The organism is Caenimonas sp. SL110, assembly GCF_001044395.1.
GTDB lineage: Bacteria > Pseudomonadota > Gammaproteobacteria > Burkholderiales > Burkholderiaceae_C > Ramlibacter.
The window spans coordinates 37,028-58,816 of the sequence record NZ_JANU01000064.1; the positions used below are offsets into that span (position 1 = coordinate 37,028).

Annotated in this window: 22 protein-coding genes; 18 read left to right on the forward strand and 4 right to left on the reverse strand. The window is 62.9% G+C overall.

Annotation, left to right across the window (positions count from 1 at the left end; translation table 11 throughout):
* Nucleotides 1–13: 13 nt before the first annotated feature.
* From arfB to AQ12_RS21075, 9 genes are all read left to right on the forward strand, one after another.
* Complete coding sequence (gene arfB, locus AQ12_RS21035; protein ID WP_048441942.1) at nucleotides 14–412, forward strand: alternative ribosome rescue aminoacyl-tRNA hydrolase ArfB; 399 nt, start codon at nucleotides 14–16, stop codon at nucleotides 410–412.
* Nucleotides 413–574: 162 nt separating this feature from the next.
* Nucleotides 575–1,138, forward strand: coding sequence for a ribosome maturation factor RimP (gene rimP, locus AQ12_RS21040; protein ID WP_048441972.1), 564 nt, complete (start codon nucleotides 575–577; stop codon nucleotides 1,136–1,138).
* A 1-nt stretch (nucleotide 1,139) separates the two neighbouring features.
* A complete protein-coding gene (nusA, locus tag AQ12_RS21045; protein ID WP_048441943.1) occupies nucleotides 1,140–2,636 on the forward strand; it encodes a transcription termination factor NusA in 1,497 nt (498 codons plus the stop codon).
* Between the two features lie 23 nt (nucleotides 2,637–2,659).
* Nucleotides 2,660–5,524 (forward strand): translation initiation factor IF-2, encoded by a 2,865-nt coding sequence (gene infB / locus AQ12_RS21050; RefSeq protein ID WP_048441944.1) that lies wholly within the window; start codon nucleotides 2,660–2,662, stop codon nucleotides 5,522–5,524.
* A gap of 18 nt (nucleotides 5,525–5,542) precedes the next feature.
* Nucleotides 5,543–5,914, forward strand: a complete 372-nt coding sequence (rbfA, locus tag AQ12_RS21055; protein ID WP_048441945.1) for a 30S ribosome-binding factor RbfA — start codon at nucleotides 5,543–5,545, stop codon at nucleotides 5,912–5,914.
* A 2-nt stretch (nucleotides 5,915–5,916) separates the two neighbouring features.
* Entirely contained in the window at nucleotides 5,917–6,891 is a 975-nt protein-coding gene (truB, locus tag AQ12_RS21060; RefSeq protein ID WP_048441946.1) for a tRNA pseudouridine(55) synthase TruB, read from the forward strand.
* The gene (gene typA / locus AQ12_RS21065; RefSeq protein WP_048441947.1) at nucleotides 6,888–8,714 is read left to right on the forward strand and encodes a translational GTPase TypA; all 1,827 of its coding nucleotides are present in this window, start codon (nucleotides 6,888–6,890) and stop codon (nucleotides 8,712–8,714) included. Before truB ends, typA begins: the two co-directional genes overlap by 4 nt.
* Before the next feature lie 14 nt (nucleotides 8,715–8,728).
* Nucleotides 8,729–9,610, forward strand: a complete 882-nt coding sequence (locus tag AQ12_RS21070; RefSeq protein WP_048441948.1) for a DMT family transporter — start codon at nucleotides 8,729–8,731, stop codon at nucleotides 9,608–9,610.
* Nucleotides 9,607–10,692 carry an enoyl-CoA hydratase/isomerase family protein gene (locus tag AQ12_RS21075; RefSeq protein WP_048441949.1) on the forward strand — a complete coding sequence of 362 codons (1,086 nt, stop codon included), beginning with the start codon at nucleotides 9,607–9,609 and terminating at the stop codon, nucleotides 10,690–10,692. Before AQ12_RS21070 ends, AQ12_RS21075 begins: the two co-directional genes overlap by 4 nt.
* A gap of 20 nt (nucleotides 10,693–10,712) precedes the next feature.
* Here the strand turns inward: AQ12_RS21075 and smpB are convergent, their stop codons facing one another.
* Entirely contained in the window at nucleotides 10,713–11,189 is a 477-nt protein-coding gene (smpB, locus tag AQ12_RS21080; RefSeq protein ID WP_048441950.1) for an SsrA-binding protein SmpB, read from the reverse strand.
* Nucleotides 11,190–11,266: 77 nt separating this feature from the next.
* Here smpB and AQ12_RS21085 point away from each other — a divergent pair, with 77 nt between their 5' ends.
* Together AQ12_RS21085 and AQ12_RS21090 are read left to right on the forward strand one after the other, a co-directional pair.
* Nucleotides 11,267–11,707 carry a type II toxin-antitoxin system RatA family toxin gene (locus AQ12_RS21085; protein WP_048441951.1) on the forward strand — a complete coding sequence of 147 codons (441 nt, stop codon included), beginning with the start codon at nucleotides 11,267–11,269 and terminating at the stop codon, nucleotides 11,705–11,707.
* The gene (locus tag AQ12_RS21090; RefSeq protein WP_048441952.1) at nucleotides 11,700–12,026 is read left to right on the forward strand and encodes an RnfH family protein; all 327 of its coding nucleotides are present in this window, start codon (nucleotides 11,700–11,702) and stop codon (nucleotides 12,024–12,026) included. The genes AQ12_RS21085 and AQ12_RS21090 overlap by 8 nt, the downstream gene beginning before the upstream one ends.
* Before the next feature lie 15 nt (nucleotides 12,027–12,041).
* Here AQ12_RS21090 and AQ12_RS21095 read toward each other — a convergent pair whose 3' ends face one another.
* Nucleotides 12,042–12,563 carry a DUF4124 domain-containing protein gene (locus AQ12_RS21095; protein WP_048441973.1) on the reverse strand — a complete coding sequence of 174 codons (522 nt, stop codon included), beginning with the start codon at nucleotides 12,561–12,563 and terminating at the stop codon, nucleotides 12,042–12,044.
* Between the two features lie 141 nt (nucleotides 12,564–12,704).
* Between AQ12_RS21095 and guaB the strand changes: the two genes are divergently transcribed.
* The 4 genes from guaB to AQ12_RS21115 are packed head-to-tail and all read left to right on the forward strand — an operon-like array spanning nucleotide 12,705 to nucleotide 17,664.
* Nucleotides 12,705–14,174, forward strand: coding sequence for an IMP dehydrogenase (gene guaB / locus AQ12_RS21100; RefSeq protein WP_048441953.1), 1,470 nt, complete (start codon nucleotides 12,705–12,707; stop codon nucleotides 14,172–14,174).
* A gap of 21 nt (nucleotides 14,175–14,195) precedes the next feature.
* Complete coding sequence (gene guaA, locus AQ12_RS21105) at nucleotides 14,196–15,818, forward strand: glutamine-hydrolyzing GMP synthase (protein ID WP_048441954.1); 1,623 nt, start codon at nucleotides 14,196–14,198, stop codon at nucleotides 15,816–15,818.
* A gap of 32 nt (nucleotides 15,819–15,850) precedes the next feature.
* On the forward strand, nucleotides 15,851–16,825 hold the full coding sequence (locus tag AQ12_RS21110) for a diacylglycerol kinase family protein (protein ID WP_048441955.1): 975 nt from the start codon (nucleotides 15,851–15,853) through the stop codon (nucleotides 16,823–16,825).
* Nucleotides 16,822–17,664 (forward strand): metallophosphoesterase, encoded by an 843-nt coding sequence (locus tag AQ12_RS21115; RefSeq protein ID WP_048441956.1) that lies wholly within the window; start codon nucleotides 16,822–16,824, stop codon nucleotides 17,662–17,664. Before AQ12_RS21110 ends, AQ12_RS21115 begins: the two co-directional genes overlap by 4 nt.
* Here AQ12_RS21115 and AQ12_RS21120 read toward each other — a convergent pair.
* Both AQ12_RS21120 and AQ12_RS21125 read right to left on the reverse strand, forming a co-directional pair.
* Nucleotides 17,625–18,635 (reverse strand): TerC family protein, encoded by a 1,011-nt coding sequence (locus AQ12_RS21120; RefSeq protein WP_048441957.1) that lies wholly within the window; start codon nucleotides 18,633–18,635, stop codon nucleotides 17,625–17,627. The genes AQ12_RS21115 and AQ12_RS21120 overlap by 40 nt on opposite strands.
* Nucleotides 18,636–18,755: 120 nt before the next feature.
* Entirely contained in the window at nucleotides 18,756–19,643 is an 888-nt protein-coding gene (locus AQ12_RS21125; RefSeq protein WP_048441958.1) for a LysR family transcriptional regulator, read from the reverse strand.
* A 108-nt stretch (nucleotides 19,644–19,751) separates the two neighbouring features.
* Between AQ12_RS21125 and AQ12_RS21130 the strand changes: the two genes are divergently transcribed.
* The 3 genes from AQ12_RS21130 (at nucleotide 19,752) to AQ12_RS21140 (ending at nucleotide 21,708) form a co-directional block, all read left to right on the forward strand.
* Complete coding sequence (locus AQ12_RS21130) at nucleotides 19,752–20,171, forward strand: hypothetical protein (RefSeq protein ID WP_048441959.1); 420 nt, start codon at nucleotides 19,752–19,754, stop codon at nucleotides 20,169–20,171.
* 64 nt (nucleotides 20,172–20,235) lie between these two features.
* Nucleotides 20,236–20,712: a CopD family protein gene (locus AQ12_RS21135; protein WP_048441960.1), complete on the forward strand. Its 477-nt coding sequence runs from the start codon at nucleotides 20,236–20,238 to the stop codon at nucleotides 20,710–20,712.
* A 63-nt stretch (nucleotides 20,713–20,775) separates the two neighbouring features.
* Entirely contained in the window at nucleotides 20,776–21,708 is a 933-nt protein-coding gene (locus AQ12_RS21140) for an adenylate/guanylate cyclase domain-containing protein (RefSeq protein ID WP_048441961.1), read from the forward strand.
* Nucleotides 21,709–21,789: the final 81 nt, after the last annotated feature.

The following is a 21,789-nucleotide window of genomic DNA, read 5'->3' on the forward strand; positions in this document are numbered from 1 at the left end:
GGGTGATCTGGTCATGGCCACTGTCATCCCCGAAAGCGAGGTTGAGGTCACCGCTGTTCGCGCCCAAGGTGCCGGGGGCCAGAACGTCAACAAGGTCTCCAGCGCGATCCACTTGCGTTTCGACATCCGTAACTCATCTTTGCCCGACGACCACAAGGAGCGGCTGCTGGCACTTCGCGATTCGCGCATCACTCGCGATGGCGTGCTGGTGATCAAGGCGCAGACGCAGCGCAGCCAGGACATGAATCGGGCCGAGGCATTCGGGCGGTTGCAGGAGGTGGTTGACAGTGTTGCGCAGGCCCCGCGCGTGCGCCGGGCCACCAAGCCCACCTATGGATCGAAGATGCGCAGGCTCGAAACCAAGAACCTTCGTTCTCAAGTCAAGGTTCTTCGCGGCAGGGTCATCGAATAGCTCTGCAACAGGGCTTCACGCTCTGGCAAACCGTTGCAAATCAACGGTTTGAGGGGTACAATCCTTGCTTCACGACCAAACGGGCGGGTAATTACCGCCCGTTTTTTTTGGTCCATCGTTTATTGAAACACCTCGTTTTTGGCAAAGGTTGACGCGTACCAAGTGGCATTCCAGGAGATCGTCGAGCAAACAGTGACCGGCCTCGGTTACGAGCTGGTGGACATCGAGCGTTCCGCCGGTGGTTTGCTGCGCATCACGATCGACCTGCCCTGGTCGCCCGGCCAGGAATTGTTTGTCAACGTCGAAGACTGCGAGAAAGTCACGCGCCAGTTGCAGTTTGCACTGGAAGTCGAAGGTACGGAGTATCAGCGCCTCGAGGTGTCATCGCCGGGCCTTGACAGGCCGTTGAAGTCCGAGAAGGACTTTGAGCGTTTCGTTGGCAGCCAGATCGACGTGACGCTGAAGGCGCCGCTGGGAGCGGCAGCCAATGGCGGCGTCCACGCCAACCGAAAGAAGTTTCGCGGCACGCTGGAAAAAGAAGGCGACGTGTGGCAGATCGTGTGGAGCGAAGCGCCCGCCGCGAAGCCCGGCGCGAAGGTGAGCAAGAACAGGGCGTCTGCCCCTGTGCAGGCACTGGGTTTCAGGCTGGACGAGCTCAAGGAAGCTCGGCTGGCACCGGTTGTTGATTTCAAGGGTCGCAAGCCCAAGACAGTAGGAGAGTCCTGAGATGAATCGCGAATTGTTGATGCTCGTGGAAGCGATCTCGCGCGAGAAGAACGTAGAGCGCGATGTCGTGTTCGGCGCCGTGGAGTCGGCGCTGGCGCAGGCCACCAAGAAGCTGTATGAGGGGGACGTGGATATCCGCGTTGCCATCGATCGCGACAGTGGCAACTACGAAACCTTCCGCCGCTGGCTTGTCGTCCCGGACGAAGCGGGGCTCCAGAACCCGCAAGCCGAAGAACTCCTGATGGACGCGAAGGAGCGCATCGCTGACGTCGAAGAGGGCGAATACATCGAGGAATCGGTGGAATCCGTGCCGATCGGCCGCATCGGCGCCATGGCGGCCAAGCAGGTCATCCTCCAGAAGATCCGGGACGCCGAGCGCGAAATGCTGCTCAACGACTTCATGTCGCGTGGCGACAAGATCTTCGTGGGCACCGTCAAGCGCATGGACAAGGGCGACATCATTGTCGAGAGCGGTCGCGTCGAAGGGCGCCTTCGCCGCAGCGAGATGATCCCCAAAGAGAATCTGCGAAACGGCGACCGCGTCCGCGCCATGATCATGGAAGTGGACCTGACCCTTCGCGGCGCACCCATCATCCTGTCCCGCTCGGCTCCCGCGTTCATGATCGAGCTGTTCCGCCAGGAAGTGCCTGAGATCGAGCAGGGCCTGCTGGAAATCAAGAGCTGCGCCCGCGACCCGGGTTCGCGCGCCAAGATCGCCGTGCTTTCGCACGACAAGCGCGTTGATCCCATCGGCACCTGCGTGGGCGTGCGCGGCACCCGCGTCAATGCGGTGACCAACGAACTGGCCGGCGAGCGTGTCGATATCGTTTTGTGGTCTGAAGACCCGGCGCAGTTCGTGATCGGTGCCCTGGCACCTGCGAACGTGTCCTCCATCGTCGTCGACGAAGAAAAGCACGCAATGGACGTGGTGGTTGACGAGGAAAATCTCGCCATCGCCATCGGCCGTGGCGGCCAGAACGTTCGCCTGGCTTCCGACCTTACCGGCTGGAAGATCAACATCATGGACGCCAACGAATCGGCGCAAAAGCAGGCCGAGGAAACCGACACGATCCGCACGCTCTTCATGGAAAAGCTCGATGTCGACCAGGAAGTGGCCGACATCCTCTTTGCCGAGGGTTTCACCAGCCTGGAAGAAGTGGCTTACGTGCCGATCACCGAAATGCTGGAGATCGAGTCGTTTGACGAAGATACCGTGAACGAGCTTCGCACCCGGGCCAAGGATGCCCTGCTGACGATGGAGATTGCGCGCGAAGAAAGCGTCGAGGAAGTCTCGCAGGACCTGCGCGACCTCGACGGCCTGACCCCGCAACTCATTTCCCAGCTGGCTGAGGCCGGCGTCCATACCCGCGACGACCTGGCTGACCTGGCCGTCGATGAACTCACCGATATCACCGGCCAGTCTGCGGACGAGGCCAAGACCCTGATCATGAAGGCTCGCGAGCACTGGTTTACCAGCGCCACCGCGGTCCAAGAGTAATGTGATGGAAGGCACCACAACACATGTCCAGTACTACCGTCGCCGAGTTTGCCAACGAACTCAAGAAGTCAACCGAGACGCTGCTTGAGCAGCTTCGCAGCGCAGGCGTGGCCAAATCGGCCCCTACCGATGCGCTCAGCGATGCCGACAAGCAGAAGCTGCTCGGTTTCCTGCAGGCCAGCCATGGCACCGTCGCGCCTGAGCGCAAGAAGATCACCCTGGTGAAAAAATCGACCACCGAGATCAAGCAGGCCGACTCTTCGGGCAAGGCTCGCACCATTCAGGTCGAAGTGCGCAAGAAGCGCACCTTCGTCAAGCGCGACGAGGGCGGCGATACGGCCGTGATCGAGGCGCCAGAACCCGAGGTTCAACAGGCGCCTGCTGCGCCTACGGTCGATGAGATCGAACTCACCCGTCGCGAAGAAGAAGCCCGACGCCAGGCCGAGCTGATCCGACGCCAGGAAGAAGACCTGGCCGAAAAGCGTCGCCAGCGCGAAGACTCGGAAAAGCGCGAGCGCGAGGCCGAAGAACGCGCCGCGAACTACGCCGCCAACGAACAGCAAAAGAAGACCGAAGCCAGCAGCAACAAGGCTGAAGCCGAGGCCGAAGCCCAGGCAGCCGCTGCCGCACGCGCCGCTGCACAGGCCGAAGCCCGCGAAAAGGCAGAAGCCGAGTCAAAGGCCCGGGCCGCTGAAGAAGCCGCGCGCGCTGCTGATCTGGGTGATCGCCGCCGCAAGGCCGAGGCCGAAGCCGCCGCGATCCGGTCCATGATGTCCGCGCCCAAGAAGGTGCTCGTTGCCCACAAGCCGCCCGAGAAGGTGGTTGCCAAGGTTGAGCCAGCCAAGCCGGCCGCCAAGGGCACGCTCCACAAGCCGGCAGTCGGCACGGGCACCGGTCGTCCGGCCCCCGGCGCAGCCGCGCCTGCCGGCCCGGGTGCGAACAAGGAAGTCAAGTCTGCCAAGCTCAGCTCCAGCTGGGCAGGCGACCCGGCCAAGAAGAAGGCCATCCCGACTCGCGGCGATGCCACGGGCGGCGTGGGCCGAAACAGCTGGCGCGGAGGCCCGCGTGGCCGCCGCGGGGACCGCGGTGACCATCGCGATGACAACGTCCAGTCGGCACCGGTGGAGCAACGCATCATCGAAGTGCACGTCCCGGAGACGATCACCGTCGCCGAACTCGCGCACAAGATGGCCGTGAAGGCATCCGAGGTCATCAAGGCGCTGATGAAGATGGGACAGATGGTCACCATCAACCAGCCGCTCGACCAGGACACCGCGATGATCGTCGTCGAGGAAATGGGCCACAAGGCCGTTACCGCCGAGCTCGACGATCCAGAAGCATTTGCCGAAGAAGAAGTCGGCGCCACCGAGGGCGAATCGCTGCCGCGCGCGCCAGTCGTTACTGTCATGGGTCACGTCGACCACGGCAAGACCTCGCTGCTCGACTACATCCGCCGCGCCAAGGTTGCGGCTGGTGAAGCGGGTGGTATCACGCAGCACATCGGCGCTTATCACGTCGAGACCCCGCGCGGAATGATCTCGTTCCTGGACACCCCCGGCCACGAGGCGTTCACCGCCATGCGTGCTCGCGGTGCGCAGGCAACCGACATCGTGATCCTGGTGGTTGCGGCCGATGACGGCGTCATGCCGCAGACCAAGGAAGCCATCAAGCACGCCAAGGCGGCTGGTGTCCCTATCGTCGTGGCCATCAACAAGATTGACAAGCCCGACTCCAATCCGGATCGCGTGAAGCAAGAGCTCGTGACCGAAGAGGTCGTGCCCGAAGAGTACGGTGGCGAGTCGCCATTCGTGCCCGTGTCAGCCAAGACCGGCGAGGGCATCGACGCCTTGCTCGAGCAGGTGCTGCTCCAGGCTGAAGTGCTCGAATTGAAGGCGCCGGTTGATGCGATGGCCAAGGGCCTCGTGATCGAGGCGAAGCTCGACAAGGGTCGCGGCCCGGTTGCGACGGTGCTCATTCAGTCCGGCACGCTCAAGACCGGCGATGTGGTGCTGGCAGGCCAGACCTACGGCCGTGTTCGCGCCATGCTCGATGAGAACGGCAAGGCGATCAAGTCCGCTGGACCGTCGATTCCTGTCGAGATCCAGGGCCTGACCGAAGTGCCTCAAGCTGGCGACGAATTCATGGTCATGACCGACGAGCGCCGCGCCCGCGAAATTTCCACCTATCGTGCTGGCAAGTTCCGCAACACCAAGCTGGCCAAGCAGCAGGCATCCAAGCTGGAGAACATGTTCACCGACATGACCGCCGGCGAAGTGAAGATGGTTCCGATCATCATCAAGGCCGACTTCCAGGGCTCGCAGGAAGCGCTCGGGCAATCGCTGCTCAAGCTTTCGACGGACGAAGTCAAGGTGCAGTTGGTGTACTCCGGCGTCGGTGGCATCAGCGAATCCGACGTGAACCTGGCAATCGCCGCCAAGGGCATCATCATCGGCTTCAATGTTCGTGCCGATGCTGGCGCACGCAAGTTGGCTGAAGGCAACGGCGTGGACATTCGCTACTACGGCATCATCTACGACGCCGTGGACGAATTGAAGGTCGCGATGTCCGGCATGCTGGCTCCAGAGCAGAAGGAAGAGATCATCGGTACGGCCGAAGTTCGCACCGTGTTCGTGGCCTCCAAGATCGGTACTGTCGCTGGTTCGTACATCACCTCTGGTCAGGTCACGCGCAACTGCAGGTTCCGCCTGCTGCGCGACAACGTGGTCGTCTACACCGGTGACGTCGAGTCGGTCAAGCGCCTCAAGGACGACGTGCGCGAGGTCAAGGAAGGCTTCGAGTGCGGTATCAAGCTGCGCAACTACAACGACGTGAAGGAAGGCGACAACCTCGAATTCTTCGAAGTCAAGGAAATTGCCCGGACGCTGTAAGGCGTTTGTGATCCAGCCATGCCCGCGAAAAAATCCGCTACGCCCAACCGGGCCTTCAAGGTCGCAGATCAGATCCAGCGCGACCTGACGGAGCTGATCGCGCGCGAGTTGAAGGACCCGCGCGTGGGGATGGTCACGATCCAGGCCGTTGAGGTGACGCCCGACTATGCGCATGCGAAGATTTTCTTCAGCGTGCTCGTGGGCGATGCACAGGAATGCGAGGACGCCTTGAACCAGGCGGCCGGCTTCCTGCGCAATGGGCTCTTCAAGCGCCTGCATATCCATACCGTGCCCACGCTGCACTTTCTCTTTGACCGCACCACTGAGCGTGCGGCCGATATGAACGCCCTGATCGCCAAGGCGGTCTCTTCGCGCGCTAAAGAGGACTGAACATGACAGCGCCACGCACCAGGGTGCAGCGGCGCCCTGTGCATGGGGTGTTGCTGCTCGACAAACCGCTGGGACTTTCCAGCAACAACGCTTTGCAGCGATGCAAGTGGCTCTTGCGCGCCGAAAAGGCGGGGCATACCGGCACGCTCGATCCGCTGGCCACCGGTGTCCTGCCGCTTTGCTTTGGCGCAGCGACCAAGTTCTCGCAATTGCAGCTCGATGCGGACAAGACCTATGAAGCCACGATTCGCCTCGGCCAGAAAACGAGCACGGGCGACGCAGAAGGTGATGTGATCGAGACGCGCGAAGTGCCCAGGCTGACGGCCGATGACATCGCCGCAGTCGCAACCCGGTTCACCGGGCCGCAGCGCCAGATGCCTCCGATGTACAGCGCGCTAAAAAAAGACGGCAAGGCGCTGTATGAATACGCCCGGGCGGGTGAAGACGTCGAGCGAGAGCCGCGCGACATCGTGGTGCGGGAATTGCATCTGACACCCGATGGGAAAACCGATCTGCGCATGGTGGCGCGAGTGACCAAAGGCACCTACATTCGCACGCTGGGTGAAGACATCGGCGAGGCGCTCGGCTGCGGTGGGCACCTGGTGTCGCTCCGCCGCATCGCGACGGGGCAGTTCGACGTGTCGCAGTGCGTCACGCTCGACGCCTTTGAATCCATGACGGACGAGGCGCGTTCACAGGCGCTGCTTCCGGTGGAGTCGCTGCTGGTCGATCACACGCGTGTCACGCTTGATGCGGACAATGCGGGGCGGTTTCTCAGCGGGCTGCGCAGGCGAGGTACCTGGCTCGATACCGAGCAGGTCGCTGTGTTCGGACCGCTGCCCTCATCCCAACCTTCCCCCAAAGAGGGGAGGAGTGAAGCCCTTTTGGGCACCGCTCATGTAAAAGGCGGCGAACTCATTCCTGGCCGGCTCCTGAGCCCGCCAGAAGTTGCACAAATTCAAGAAAGCAATCCATGACCAACAAGCAAATTCGCAACATCGCCATCATCGCGCACGTCGACCATGGCAAGACCACCATGGTTGACCAGCTGCTGCGCCAGTCGGGCACCTTCGCCGAGCACGAGAAGGTCGTCGACACCGTGATGGACAACAACGCGATCGAACGCGAGCGCGGCATCACCATCCTGGCCAAGAACTGCGCCGTGAGCTGGAAGGGCACGCACATCAACATCGTCGACACCCCCGGCCACGCGGACTTCGGCGGTGAAGTCGAGCGCGCACTGTCCATGGTCGATGGTGTGGTGCTGCTGATCGATGCACAGGAAGGCCCGATGCCGCAAACGCGCTTCGTGACCAAGAAGGCGCTGGCCCTGGGCCTGCGTCCTATCCTTGTGGTGAACAAGGTCGACAAGCCCGGCGCGCGTCCGCAGTACGTCGTCAACGCGGCCTTTGACCTGTTCGACAAGCTCGGCGCGACCGATGAACAGCTCGACTTTCCGGTCGTCTATGCCTCGGGCATCAACGGCTGGAGTTCGATGGAAGAGGGCGGCCAGGGCGAGCAGTGGGGCCCGGACATGTCGGCCCTGTTCGACACGGTGCTCAATCACGTGCCCGCGCATGAAGGTGACCCCGAAGCGCCGCTGCAGTTGCAGATCTCGGCCATCGACTACTCGTCGTTCGTTGGTCGCATCGGCGTTGGCCGAATTCACTCCGGCACCATCAAGCCGATGATGGATGTGCTGGTGATGGAAGGCCCGGACGGCAAGTCGTTCAAGGGTCGTATCAACCAGGTGCTGACGTTCCAGGGCCTGGACCGCGTGCAGGTGACCGAAGCAGGTCCCGGCCACATCGTGCTGGTCAACGGCATTGAGGACATCGGTATCGGCGTCACGCTGACCGACCCCCTGAACCCCGCGCCGCTGCCGATGCTCAAGGTCGATGAGCCGACGCTGACAATGAATTTCTGCGTTAACACCAGCCCGCTCGCAGGCCGTGAAGGCAAGTTCGTGACCAGTCGCCAGATCTGGGACCGCCTGCAGAAAGAATTGCAATCGAACGTCGCGCTGCGCGTGAACGAGACCGATGAAGAAGGCATTTTCGAAGTGATGGGTCGCGGCGAATTGCACCTCACCATCCTGCTGGAAAACATGCGCCGCGAAGGCTACGAGCTCGCCGTCTCCAAGCCGCGCGTGGTCCTGCGTGATGTAAATGGCGAGAAGCACGAGCCGATCGAACTCGTCACCGTGGACATTGAAGAGACCCATCAAGGCGGCGTGATGCAGGCCCTGGGCGAGCGCAAGGGCGATCTCGTGAACATGGAGCCGGACGGCCGTGGCCGCGTTCGCCTCGAATACCGCATCCCGGCGCGCGGCCTCATCGGCTTTACCAATGAATTCCTGAACCTGACACGCGGTTCGGGCCTGATCTCGAACATCTTCGACAGCTATGAGCCGCACCGCGGTGATATCGGCGGTCGCAAGAACGGCGTGCTGATCTCGATGGACGACGGCGAAATCTTCACCTACGCCCTGGGCAAGCTGGACGATCGCGGACGCATGTTCGTGCGCGCCAATGACCCGGTTTACGAAGGCATGATTGTCGGCATCCACAGCCGCGACAACGACCTGGTCGTGAATGCGACGCGTACCAAGCAGCTGACCAACTTCCGTGTGTCCGGCAAGGAAGACGCGATCAAGATCACGCCGCCCATCCAGCTCACGCTCGAGTATGGCGTCGAGTTCATCGAAGACGACGAACTGGTTGAAATCACGCCCAAGAGCGTGCGCCTTCGCAAGCGCTTCCTGAAAGAGCACGAGCGCAAGCGCGCAGGCCGAGGCTAAAAAAAACCGCAGGCATGCAGCTCCGGCACGGTCAAGCCGTCTGGGTGATGGTGGCGGCGACCCTGATGTGGTCGATCGCCGGCGTCGTCACACGCCAGCTGGAGCACGCGCGCAGCTTCGAGGTCACCTTCTGGCGCAGCTTTTTCACGGTGCTCGCGCTGCTCGTGCTGTTGCCCGCCTGGCAGGGCATCGGCGTCTTCAGGCGGATGCACTGGAAGAGCACGTACTTCTGGCTTTCGTGCATTTGCTGGGCCGTGATGTTCACTGCATTCATGGTGGCAATGACGCTGACCACCGTGGCAAACGTGCTTGTGACGCTGGCACTCGGGCCGCTCTTCACCGCAATCCTTGCCCGAATCTTCGTGGACAGCAGCATGCCCACGCGGACCTGGGTCGCGATTTTTATCGCAGGACTCGGAATCGCCTGGATGTACGGCTCGCAGGTCAGCCTGGGTGCGCCGGGCGTCGTCACCAGTTACCTGGTTGCGCTGTGCGTTCCGATTGCCGGCGCGATTCAGTGGACCGTGGTCAAGCGTAGCCAGGGTCGTGGCGAGAAGCTCGATCTCGTACCATGCGTGCTCGTCGGGGCCGCAATCTCGGCGCTGGTCACGCTGCCGCTTGCAATGCCTTTCGAGGCTTCGGGCACCGATGTCGCATGGCTTGCGCTGCTGGGCGTCGTGCAGCTTGCGATTCCCTGTGCGCTGTCGGTGATCTGCGCGCGCGTACTGGCGGCGCCGGAGGTGTCGCTCCTCGGGCTGCTGGAGATCGTGTTCGGGATCGGCCTTGCATGGCTGGGTGCCAACGAAGCACCCGACCGCAATGTGCTGATCGGCGGCGCCCTTGTCATCGGGGCGCTGGTCGCAAATGAAATCATTGGCTGGAGGCAAAGGCTATGAGCGAAATCCTGGCTGAACGCGTCGGCTCTGCCGGCCTCATCACACTCAACAGGCCCAAGGCGCTCAACGCCTTGTCGCTGTCGATGGTGCGTGACCTTGCGAAGACCTTGCGCGAGTGGCAAGACGACCCGTGGATCGAACGCGTCGCCCTGCGCGGCACAGGCAAGGACGGCCAGCCCTTTGGTGCGTTCTGTGCGGGTGGCGACATCCGCTGGTTCCATGAAGCGGCGCATGCCGGCGACACGACGCTGGAAGATTTCTTCACCGACGAGTACGCACTCAACCACCTCATTCACAGCTACCCAAAACCTTATGCAGTGTTTCTGGACGGCATCGTGATGGGCGGCGGCATGGGCATCTCGGGCCACGGAAAGCACAAGGTGGCGCAGGGAATGCGCATCGTCACCGAGCGCACAAAGATGGCAATGCCAGAAACGAATATCGGCTTGTTCCCCGATGTCGGCGGAGGGTACTTTCTCAGCCGCTGTCCTGGCTTCATCGGCGAATACCTGGCCCTGACGGGACACCTCATACGCGCCGATGACGCGATCTATGCGCAGCTCGCCGACGTGCAGGTTCAGTCGGCGCGGCTTCCTGCTATCTGGGGTCACTACATCGAGCGCGGAATGTCTGCGTTTGAGGGCGAGGGCGTGCAGTCCGAAGAGCCCTGTGTGCTCGAGATCAATCGCGCAGCCATCGACGGTTTTTTTGGATTGCCGACGGTGACCGAAATCGTTGAGGCACTGGAAGCGGACAGCTCTGCCTGGGCCGAAGAGACTGCTGCCATGCTGCGCAAGCGCTCCCCGCTGATGCTGCACGTCACGCTCGAACAGCTGCGCCGGGGTCGCCGCATGTCGCTTGCGGACGACCTGCGGATGGAGCGTGACATCGTGCGCAACTGCTTTCAGTTGCGACAGGGCGCAGAGAGCGAAACGGTGGAGGGCATCCGTGCCCTTGTCATCGACAAGGACCAGCAGCCGAACTGGAATCCGGCTCGCATCGAAGACGTGACACCGGATATGGTCGCGGACTTCTTCGAGAGCCCGTGGAGCGTCGACCAACACCCCTTGCGGGCGTTGTAACCGTCTCGGGGCAGGGCGCCCTAGCGCCTGCTGCCCTTCATTGCCCGCTCGACCTCGCGCTTGCCTTCACGGTCCTTGATCGTGTTGCGCTTGTCGTGCTCGGCCTTGCCCTTGGCCAGAGCGATCTCGCATTTCACTTTTCCGCCCTTCCAGTGCAGGTTGAGCGGCACCAGGGTGTAGCCCTTTTGCTCAACCTTGCCGATGAGTCGGCGTATCTCTTCCTTGTGCAGCAACAGCTTCTTGGTGCGCACCGAGTCGGGCGAGACATGCGTGGATGCGGTGTTGAGCGGGTTGATCTGGCAGCCGATCACGAAGAGCTCACCGCCCTTGATGACCACGTAGCCATCGGTCAGCTGTACCTTGCCCGCGCGCAGGGCCTTGATCTCCCAGCCCTGCAGCACCATGCCTGCCTCGTACTTCTCTTCAAAGGAGTAGTTGTAGGCAGCTTTCTTGTTGTCTGCGATTCGGCTGGAGGTGTCGGGTTTGCTGGAGGCCATGAATTAAAGATGGAAATGCGCATTGCACATGGGGATGCGCGGCCATACATACAATGCCCCGGCAAGCGCAGATTCTAATGAAGTCAGTCCACAAATCCGTTCTCATCTGGTACAGCGCCGACGAAATGTTCGCTCTCGTCACCGACGTTGCGCGCTATCCCGAGTTCCTGCCCTGGTGCGACCGCTCCAGGGTACTCGAGCAGGACGAGCATTCCATGAAGGCAGAAGTCGGCATCGCCTTCAGCGGTATCCGCCAGACGTTCACCACGCACAACCTGCATGTACCCGGCCGCGAGGTGAAGCTCAAGCTCATCGATGGCCCGTTCTCGCAACTCGACGGGCAGTGGACCTTCAGCCCGATCGGCGACGAGAACCAGCGCGCCTGCCGGGTGGTGCTCCAATTGAATTACGGCTTTGACAATGCCGCGCTCGGAGCGCTTGTCGGCCCGGTGTTCGACAAGATCGCCGGCAGCATGGTCGATGCGTTCGTCAAGCGCGCGGAACAAGTGCATGGGTGAAGGCTGCGTCATTCGCGTGACGATTGCTTTCTCGCCGGCTGCCCGGGAGGTTCGCGAGCTTCACGTCGAATTGCCGTCGGGCTCCAGCGTTGCGTCTGCGCTGCGAGCGGGCGCGATAGAAATGGCCAATGCCGATTTGGGTATCTGGGGCCGCGGCACAACGCTAGATGCGGCTTTGCACGACGGTGACCGCGTCGAGATCTACCGGCCGCTCAAGGTCGATCCCAAACTCGCGCGCCGTGAGCGATTCAAGAAGCAGGGTGCGAAGGCGGCGGGATTGTTCGCCAGTCGCAGGGCTGGCGCAAAAGCCGGCTACTGAATTTCCTGCTGGCAATCAGCCCGCAGCGGGCGCACATTGCTTGGCAATGATGCCTTCCACGCGCTTGGAGTCCGCCGCGCGGGTGGCGTCGTCCAGAAACTCGCGCTCGCCCTTGGCGTTGGTTCGGGCGATGCGCGCTCCGGAGTCGAAGTTGGCCTTGGCACGCTTGGCATTCGCGCAGTTTTCGGCCTTGATGCGATCGCGCTCGTCGTTGGCGGCCTTCTGCTTTTCGGCTTCGGCCGCATCGGCAGCCTTTTTCTTGGCTTCGAGCGCAGGGTCCTTGCCGGGTGCCTTGGCTGCCAGTGGCACCGGCTTGGCCGGCTCTGACGCCACAACCGGAGCAGCCGCAAAGTCCTGCTGCTTTTTCATGCCGGGCTGGCGAAGGATGTTTTTGGCCGGAATATCGTTGGGCGGCGCCTGGTCGCTCAGGACCTTGCGGCCGTCCTTGTCGACCCACATCCACTGGGCCAGCGAGACCGAGGGGATTGCGCATGCGGAACACGCAATGGCGAGCAGGGCGGCACGGATCGGTTTCATCTGCGCAGTGTAGCGCTGCACCCCATCCGTGCGCTACCCGGGCCGCCGCGACCCTGAGGACTTAGTCACAAGCAGGGCAACCGGTGCGCGAGGGTTAGTACCAAGGGCACACGAGTACAATCCGTTTTTTGGAGCTTTCACATGCGCCTCTTAGGAAAAGCGCTCACCTTCGACGATGTGTTGCTGGTGCCAGCGTTCTCCCAGGTCCTTCCCAAGGACACGTCCCTCGCGACGAGATTCTCCCGAAACATCACCCTGAATCTGCCGCTCGTGTCCGCCGCCATGGACACAGTGACCGAGGCGCGGCTGGCCATTGCCATCGCGCAAGAAGGTGGTATCGGCATCGTCCACAAGAACTTCACCCCGAAGCAGCAGGCCGCCGAAGTTGCGCGGGTCAAGCGATATGAATCCGGTGTCCTTCGGGACCCGGTCATCATCACGCCGACCCACACGGTGCGCCAGGTCATCGACATGCAGGAACAGCTGGGCATCTCCGGCTTTCCGGTGGTCGATGGCGGCAAGGTGGTCGGCATCGTCACCGGACGCGATCTGCGCTTCGAAACGCGATACGACGTGCAGGTCAGCCAGATCATGACGCCGCGCGAAAAGCTTATCACGGTGCGCGAGGGCACGACGGCCGAAGAAGCCAAGGCCCTGCTCAACAAGTACAAGCTGGAGCGCCTTCTCGTCATCAATGACGAGTTCGAGCTCAAGGGCCTCATCACCGTCAAGGACATCACCAAGCAGACCAGCTTTCCCAACGCAGCGCGCGATGGGGCGGGCCGCTTGCGCGTTGGCGCAGCGGTCGGCGTGGGCGAGGGCACCGAAGAGCGTGTCGAGGCCCTGGTCAAGGCCGGCGTCGATGCCATCGTGGTGGACACCGCGCACGGTCACAGCAAGGGCGTGATCGAGCGCGTGCGCTGGGTCAAACAGAACTACCCGCACATCGATGTCATCGGCGGCAACATCGCCACCGGCGCTGCAGCCCTGGCACTGGTCGAAGCGGGCGCGGACGCGGTCAAGGTCGGCATCGGCCCAGGCTCGATTTGCACAACCCGTATCGTGGCCGGTGTGGGCGTTCCGCAGATCATGGCGATCGACAACGTCGCGACTGCATTGCACGGCAGCGGCGTGCCCCTGATCGCCGACGGCGGCATTCGCTATTCCGGTGACATTGCCAAGGCCATTGCGGCCGGCGCGCACACCGTGATGATGGGCGGCATGTTTGCGGGCACCGAAGAGGCGCCCGGCGAGATCGTGCTGTACCAGGGCCGCAGCTACAAGAGCTATCGCGGCATGGGCTCCATCGGCGCGATGCAGCAGGGCAGCGCCGACCGCTATTTCCAGGAAGCCACGACCGGCAACCCCAACGCCGACAAGCTCGTGCCCGAGGGCATCGAAGGTCGTGTGCCCTACAAGGGCTCGATGGTTTCCATCGTGTTCCAGATGGCCGGCGGTGTCCGCGCCAGCATGGGCTACTGCGGCTGCGCCACGATCGAAGACATGCGCGCCAAAGCCGAGTTCGTCGAGATCACGGCAGCAGGCATTCGCGAAAGCCATGTGCATGACGTGCAGATCACCAAAGAAGCGCCGAACTACCGCGCCGACTGACACCGGGCCCACACCTTCCCCATGCAACACCAAAAGATCCTCATCCTCGATTTCGGCTCCCAGGTCACGCAGCTGATTGCGCGTCGTGTGCGCGAGTCCCATGTGTTTTGCGAAGTGCAGCCCTGCGACGTTTCCGACGAGTGGATTCGCGAATACGCCAAAGACGGACAACTCAAGGGCGTGATCCTGTCCGGCAGCCATGCGAGCGTGTACGAAGACACCACCGACAAGGCCCCTCGGGCGGTGTTCGAGCTCGGCGTGCCGGTGCTGGGCATCTGCTACGGCATGCAGACGATGGCGCACCAGCTGGGCGGCAAGGTCGAAGGTGGCCACAAGCGCGAGTTCGGATTTGCGAGCGTGCGCGCACGCGGCCACACCCGGTTGCTGGAGAACATCGCCGACTTCACGACGGACGAAGGCCACGGCATGCTCAACGTCTGGATGAGCCATGGCGACAAGGTGACCGAGCTGCCACCGGGCTTCAAGCTGATGGCCTCGACCGAGAGCTGCCCCATCGCGGGCATGGCCGACGAGGAGCGCAGGTTCTACGCCTTGCAGTTCCATCCGGAGGTCACGCACACCCAACAGGGCAAGGCGATCCTGGAGCGTTTTGTCATCGGCATTTGCGGTGCGCGTCCGGACTGGATCATGCGCGACCACATCGCAGAGGCTGTGGAGCTGATCCGCAAGCAGGTGGGCGACGAAGAGGTGATCCTGGGTCTTTCAGGTGGCGTCGATTCTTCGGTGGCGGCGGCGCTGATCCACCGCGCGATCGGCGACCAGCTCACCTGTGTTTTCGTTGATCACGGCCTGCTGCGCCTGAACGAAGGCGACATGGTGATGGAGATGTTCGCCGGCAAGCTGCACGCCAAGGTGATGCGCGTCGATGCGAGCGAAGTCTTCCTGTCCAAACTTGCTGGCGTGAGCGAACCCGAAGCCAAACGCAAGATCATCGGGCGCGAGTTCGTTGAAGTATTCAAGGCCGAAGCGGCTCGCCTCAAGGCCGGCCTGGATGGCGCGCACAAGGGCGCCAAGTGGTTGGCCCAGGGCACGATCTACCCGGACGTCATCGAGTCCGGCGGTGCCAAGAGCAAGAAAGCCGTCACGATCAAGAGTCATCACAACGTCGGCGGGTTGCCAGAGCAGCTCGGCCTGAAGCTGCTGGAGCCGCTACGCGACCTGTTCAAGGACGAGGTTCGCGAACTCGGTGTCGCGCTCGGCCTGCCGCATGAGATGGTGTACCGCCATCCCTTCCCCGGCCCCGGCCTGGGTGTGCGCATCCTGGGTGAAGTGAAGAAAGAATACGCGGACCTGCTGCGGCGAGCCGACGCGATCTTCATCGAGGAACTGCGCAACTTCATCGACCCGGCCACCGGCAAGAGCTGGTACGACCTCACCAGCCAGGCCTTCACCGTGTTCCTGCCGGTCAAGAGCGTGGGTGTGATGGGCGATGGACGCACCTACGACTATGTCGTGGCGTTGCGCGCTGTGCAGACCAGCGACTTCATGACGGCCGACTGGGCCGAGCTGCCGTATGCGCTTCTCAAGAAGGTGTCGGGGCGCATCATCAATGAAGTGCGCGGCATCAACCGGGTGACCTACGACGTGAGCAGCAAGCCGCCAGCGACGATTGAGTGGGAATAAGTCTGGAAGGCGACCTGACCCTCTCCGCAGGCATGCCTCACTGCGTATCTGACTCCCCCACGCTCGACCCTGCGGCACCGATCCAGTTTCTGATCAACGCGGCTGCAGGCAGCAGCGACGCAGACCAGAAGCGGGAAATCATCGAGTCGGTGTTGCAAGTGGAAGGGCGGCTGGGTCAGCTGTACTTCTGCGGGCCCACCGATCTGGCCCGCGTGGCGCGCGAGGCTGCGGGCAGGGCGCTGGCGAACCGCTCTGCCGTGGTCGCGGTCGGAGGCGATGGCACGCTCAACACGGTCGCCCAGGCCGCCCACGCCACAGGTTGTGTCATGGGTGTCGTCGCGCAGGGCACCTTCAACTACTTCGCCCGGACGCACGGCATCCCCACCGACCCTGCCGAAGCCGTTCGCATGCTGCTGCAGGCGGCTCCGATGCCGGTCCAGGTGGGCGGCATCAACGAGCGCGTCTTTCTCGTCAACGCCAGCCTCGGCCTCTACCCTGACTTGCTGCAAGACCGCGAAGCCTTCAAGGCCCGCTTCGGCCGAAGCCGCTGGGTGGCCTTCATGGCAGCCTGTTCGACGCTGCTGCGAGCCCAGCGCCGGCTCCGGCTCCACATCGAAATGGGAGACCTGGTTCGCGACGTGCAGACCCTGACCCTGTTTGTGGGCAACAACCGTCTGCAGCTGGAGCAAGTCGGTGCCGACCCCAAGGACACCGTGGCTGGAACGCCCGGCCACGGCAGCCTGGCTGCGCTCGTGCTGCGGCCGATAGGGACGCTTGCGATGATGGGTCTCATGGTGCGGGGCGCGATGGGGAGGTTGGGTGAAGCCGCTGGCGTGGACGGCTTCGAGTTCCGCCAGATCGTTGTCAGGCCCACGCTGGCTGCCGGCCGTCCGGAGCTTGTGGTCGCATTCGACGGTGAAGTGGCGCGCATGCGCGCACCCATCGACATCCGTGTGCTGGACAAGCCGCTTTACCTGTTGAAGCCGCAGGGCGGGAATGACGAATGAGCATCCTGCTGCAGATCTCCGATACGCATTTCGGTACCGCACAGCCCGCAGTTGTCGAGGCGCTGGTCGCGCTGGCTCGTTCGCAGCGGCCTGACTTGACGGTGCTGTCCGGCGACATCACCCAGCGTGCGCGCCCGGCGCAGTTCAGGGCCGCACGCGCGTTCACAGACCGCCTGGGCGTGCCGCTGGTGGCAGTTCCGGGCAACCACGACATACCGCTGTTCGACCTGTGGACGCGCCTGCGTCATCCGTATGCACGGTACATCGCGTCCTTCGGTAACGACCTCGAACCTGTGCACCGTTCGCCCGACGTACTGGTGGTGTGCGTGAACACCACCCGTGCGCGGCGTCACAAGGATGGTGAAGTCTCTGCGCAACAAGTCGAGCGGGTGGCTGGTCTCCTCGAAAATGCGCAGCCGGAGCAACTGCGCGTGGTGGTGGTGCACCAGCCAGCGGCCGTGATACGCGAGGAGGATGCGCCTAACCGGCTTCATGGCCACGCTGCAGCGCTGGAGCGCTGGGCGCAAGCCGGCGCCGACATCGTCATGGGCGGCCACATCCACCTGCCTTATGTGAAACCGATTGCCGGCCTGGCCCGCCCCCTGTGTGTGGTGCAGGCAGGAACGGCGGTGTCGTCGCGGGTTCGCCAGGGCGTTCCCAATTCGGTGAACCTGCTGCGCTGGGGCCAAGACTGCGCGCCGGGCCTGTGCCGGATCGAGCAGTGGGATTACTCGGCTGGCAATCAGGCATTCCTGCTCGCCAGGGCCAGCGACATCCGGCCCGCCCGAAGTGCAGGGGTTCATGCCTGCTCATCCCCCTTTTTGGTACCAAACGGATAGGCCCCACCCGGCGTGCCCTTTGGCGGGATCTTCAGCGACAGGATCATCGTCACGGCCAGCGTGACCGCGGTAAAGCCGAGCGAGAACACCACCGGAATCTTGTAGATGTCGATCATCAGCATCTTCAGGCCGATGAACACCAGCACGATTGCAAGGCCGTAGCTGAGCAGGTGAAAGCGCTCGTGCATGTTGGCCAGCAGGAAGTACATCGCGCGCAGGCCCAGAATCGCGAACACGTTGGAGGTGAGCACGATGAAGGGGTCGGTCGTGATCGCGAAGATGGCCGGGATCGAGTCCACGGCGAACACGATGTCCACAATGCCAATGAGCAGGATCACCACCAGCAGCGGCGTGGCCATCCGGGTACCGCCTACCCGGGTGAAGAACTTCTCGCCGTCATAGTCCGGCGAGATCTTGAAGCGGCTGCGAATCCACTTGAGGGCGGGGTTGTTGTCCAGGTCGGGTTCCTGGCCCGCAGCCCACCACATCTTGATGCCGGTGAACAGCAGGAAGGCGCCGAACACATAGAGGACCCAGTGGAACTGCGCGATCAGCCAGGCGCCCACCAGGATCATCGCGGCGCGCAGAACGAGTGCGCCCAGGATGCCGATCATCAGCACCCGTTTCTGGAACTGGGCAGGCACCGCGAAGTAGGTGAACAGCATCAGGAACACGAAGATGTTGTCGACCGCCAGCGCCTTCTCGATCAGGTAGCCCGTGAGGAACTCCAGCGACTTGCTGTTGGCCAGTGAGCGCGCAGCTTCATCGGGGCCCGCGCCGCCGAGGTACCACCACATCCAGCCCATGAAGACGAAGGACACGGCTACCCAGACGAGTGACCAGATGGCAGCCTCGCGGGTGCTGACGCGGTGCGCACCCTGCTTGCTCATCGCAAAGAAGTCGACCAGCAGTGCCACAAGGACAAACGCCGCGAATAAGGACCACATGAGTGGAGAACCGATGGTTTGCATGACTGACCTTGAAATAGATTTGCGCGATGGGAAAGCAGCGGCAAATCTAGGGCAAGGCGATGCCTTGTAAAAGCAGATTGTTCCGTCGTCCAGGTTCGGAAAAACCGAACAATCGAGCAGTCATCGTCCAGAACGGGCGCCGGCCAGCACCCGCATCACCAAAGGGTGATGTTCGCCGCGGCGCGAGCGGATCGCGTGGATTTCTTCCCTGACGCCATCGCTGCTGCCCAGCAGGCGCAATCCGCGCATCAGGCCGACGTCACCTGCCCCCAGCCGGCTGACCGGGAACACGCCAAGCCCGCGCGCTGCAAACACCGCCAGCAACGCACTATCTTCGAACTCGCCGACGATGTGCGGGTGCAGGCCCTGCGTCTCGAACCAGTGATCCAGCGTCGATCGCAGCGCCGAGTGCCCGGTCGGCAGCAGCACCGGCAGGTCGTCCAGGGCTTGCGGAAACCGGTCGCGTTCACCCTTGCGGACGAGGGCGGCCGGGCCGTACCAGTCGACCGGTGAATCGACGAGCCGTTCACTGGTCAGCCGCAGATTCGGGTTTCGTGGTGCTGCCTGCCCCGCCAGCACCAGGTCGAGGTGATGCAGCGCCAGTTCACCCAGCAGCTGCTCGAACTCACCTTCGTGGCAAACCAGCCGCAGGTTGGGCGTGCCCAAGACCGGCTCCAGCAGCGCATGGGCTGCGAGCTTGGAGATGCCGTCAGAAAGCCCCACCGCCAGGCGGGCCACCTGGCTGTTGGCGGCTCCACGAACCTCATCGGGAATGCTCTGGCCCAGTCGAAAGATCTCCTCGGCTCGCGCGAAGGCGGCCTGGCCTGCATCGGTCAGGACCACCCCGCGGCCCGAAGGCTTGAGCAACTGGTGACCCAGTGATTTTTCCAGGTCCCGGACTTGCGCGCTGATGGTCTGCACTGCCATGTCAAGCCGTTCGGCGGCGCGGGCAAATCCGCCTTCCTTGGTGACGACCCAGAAGTAGTGGAGGTGGCGGTAGTTCAGCATGCGTATTCCAGTGCGGAAAAATCGAACTATAAGTGCGCTTGCAGCTGATTTATTCGAACAGGCTTTTTCAGCACACTCCGAGCCACTTGAACCAACGAAAGTCCGATCATGTTCTTTGCCTTCAGCTGGCTCTCTGTGCTTGCGCTATTGGCGCTGTGGTCCCTGGCGGCATGGGCGCTTCATGCGTCCGCCGTGTGGGCGGTCTCTCATGCGGGCGGGCTCTCTGGCGCGGCGTCGGCCGCACACACACTGGTTCTGCCGCCCTGGCTCACGCCCTGGATACCTGCCGAGATTGCGCAAGCGGTCAGCCAGATGCTGGCGGGCCTCGGACCGTTTGTCGACGGGCTGCTTCAGGCCGCACCGGCTCTGGCGGCAGGCGTGACGGTGGTGTCCTGGTCGGTCTGGGGCATTGGCAGTGCGCTGCTGCTGGCGCTGGGTGCCGGGCTACACATACTCATCGCAGTGTGGCGCCGCCGCGCAAGCGCGGGCTCGCAGTCGAGCGCCGGCCGCTTCGTGGCGACTCGCTGAGCATGGGCTGCTGCCATACTCTGACGGGTGTGAAGCAGGTTCTCAACCGCAAGGGAAGTCTTCGATGATTTATGCAGCGCTCAAGACAGTGCACGTCCTGTCCATCATTGTCTGGATCGGTGGAATGGCGTTCGCGCACTTCTTTCTGCGTCCGACCCTCGCGCAGCTCGAGCCTGCGGTTCGGCTGCGCCTCATGCACGACGTCCTGGGGCGTTTCTTCCAGGCGGTACTGGTCGCATCTTTGGCGACGCTCGCCAGCGGTGTCTGGATGATTGGCCGTGTGGCAAAGCAGGTGGTGCAGTCCGGAGGAAAATTCGAGATGCCATTGGCCTGGACCGTCATGGCGGTGCTGGGTGTGGCGATGGTGGCGATCTTCATGCACATCCGATTCGCGCTCTACAAGCGTCTCGGCCGGGCCGTTGCCGGGTCCGATTGGGCCGCAGGCGCAGCCGCGCTGGCGCAGATCCGCACATGGGTCTCGGTCAACCTCGGCCTGGGCGTGGTGATACTGCTGGTGACCTTGTTGCGCTGGACCGCCTGAAGTCGTCCAGGCCGATTCGCAGGGCTTGGAACACCCTCGGGGCCCATCTATGATCTGCAGGAAATGTCGGCCACCACCACAGTTATCTTCGCGGACCTCACGGGTAGCACCAGCCTGTTCGAGGTCCTGGGCAATGAGATGGCGACCCGAACCGTCACCACCCTCACGCAATGGATAGGCGACGTCGTCGTGGAAAACGGCGGGCGCGTCGTCAAGACCTTGGGCGATGGCGTCCTGGCCGTCTTCCCCGACGGCATAGGTGCGGTACACGCGGCCGTCGATCTGCAACGCCAACACGCGCAGCGCCTGCAGGAATGGCCCAAGCAGGTCCGCATGCGGCTGCAGGTGGGCGTGGCTTCCGGTGAAGTGATCGATGTGGACGGCGACTGCTACGGCGACGCCGTCAACATGGCATCGCGGCTCTCGGACCTGTCGGGCGCCGACCAGATATGGGCCACGAAATCGGTCGTCACGCAGCATCGCTCGGACCCGCATGGAGTTCGCTTTCGCAGCCTGGGGCCTGTGCCCATTCGCGGCAAGAGCAACGCGACGACCATCTATCGCGTCGAGTGGGATGTAGAAGTCCACACCATGAACCTCACGGTCCCCGCAGCACTGGCGCCCAATCGTGGCGCAGCGCTGCTGCCACCGCCGGCGCAGGGCATCGCGCTGTCGTGGCTCGACCAGCAGAGGTTGTTCACGCTGGACCAGATGCCCGTGCACCTCGGGCGCGCGGGTGCAGCCGATTTCGAGGTGAACGACCAACGCGTTTCGCGGCTGCACGCGCGTATCGACTGGCGCAACGGCACCTTCATCCTCACCGATCTGAGCAGCTACGGAACCTGGGTGCGCTTCAACGGCAATTCACTCGAACTGGCCCTGCGCCGAAACGATTGCGTCCTGGTCAGCGATGGCGAAATCGCGCTGGGTGCATCGTTCGAAGACTTCACGGTGCCCACCGTGGCGTTCACCGTGACGAGCGGCCAGCGACGCTAGCGGCAATATGAGTGCGAACACAAGTGCCATGCCGACCGCGTCCTTCAGCAGCGCCCGGACATGATCGAAGGCGGCACAATT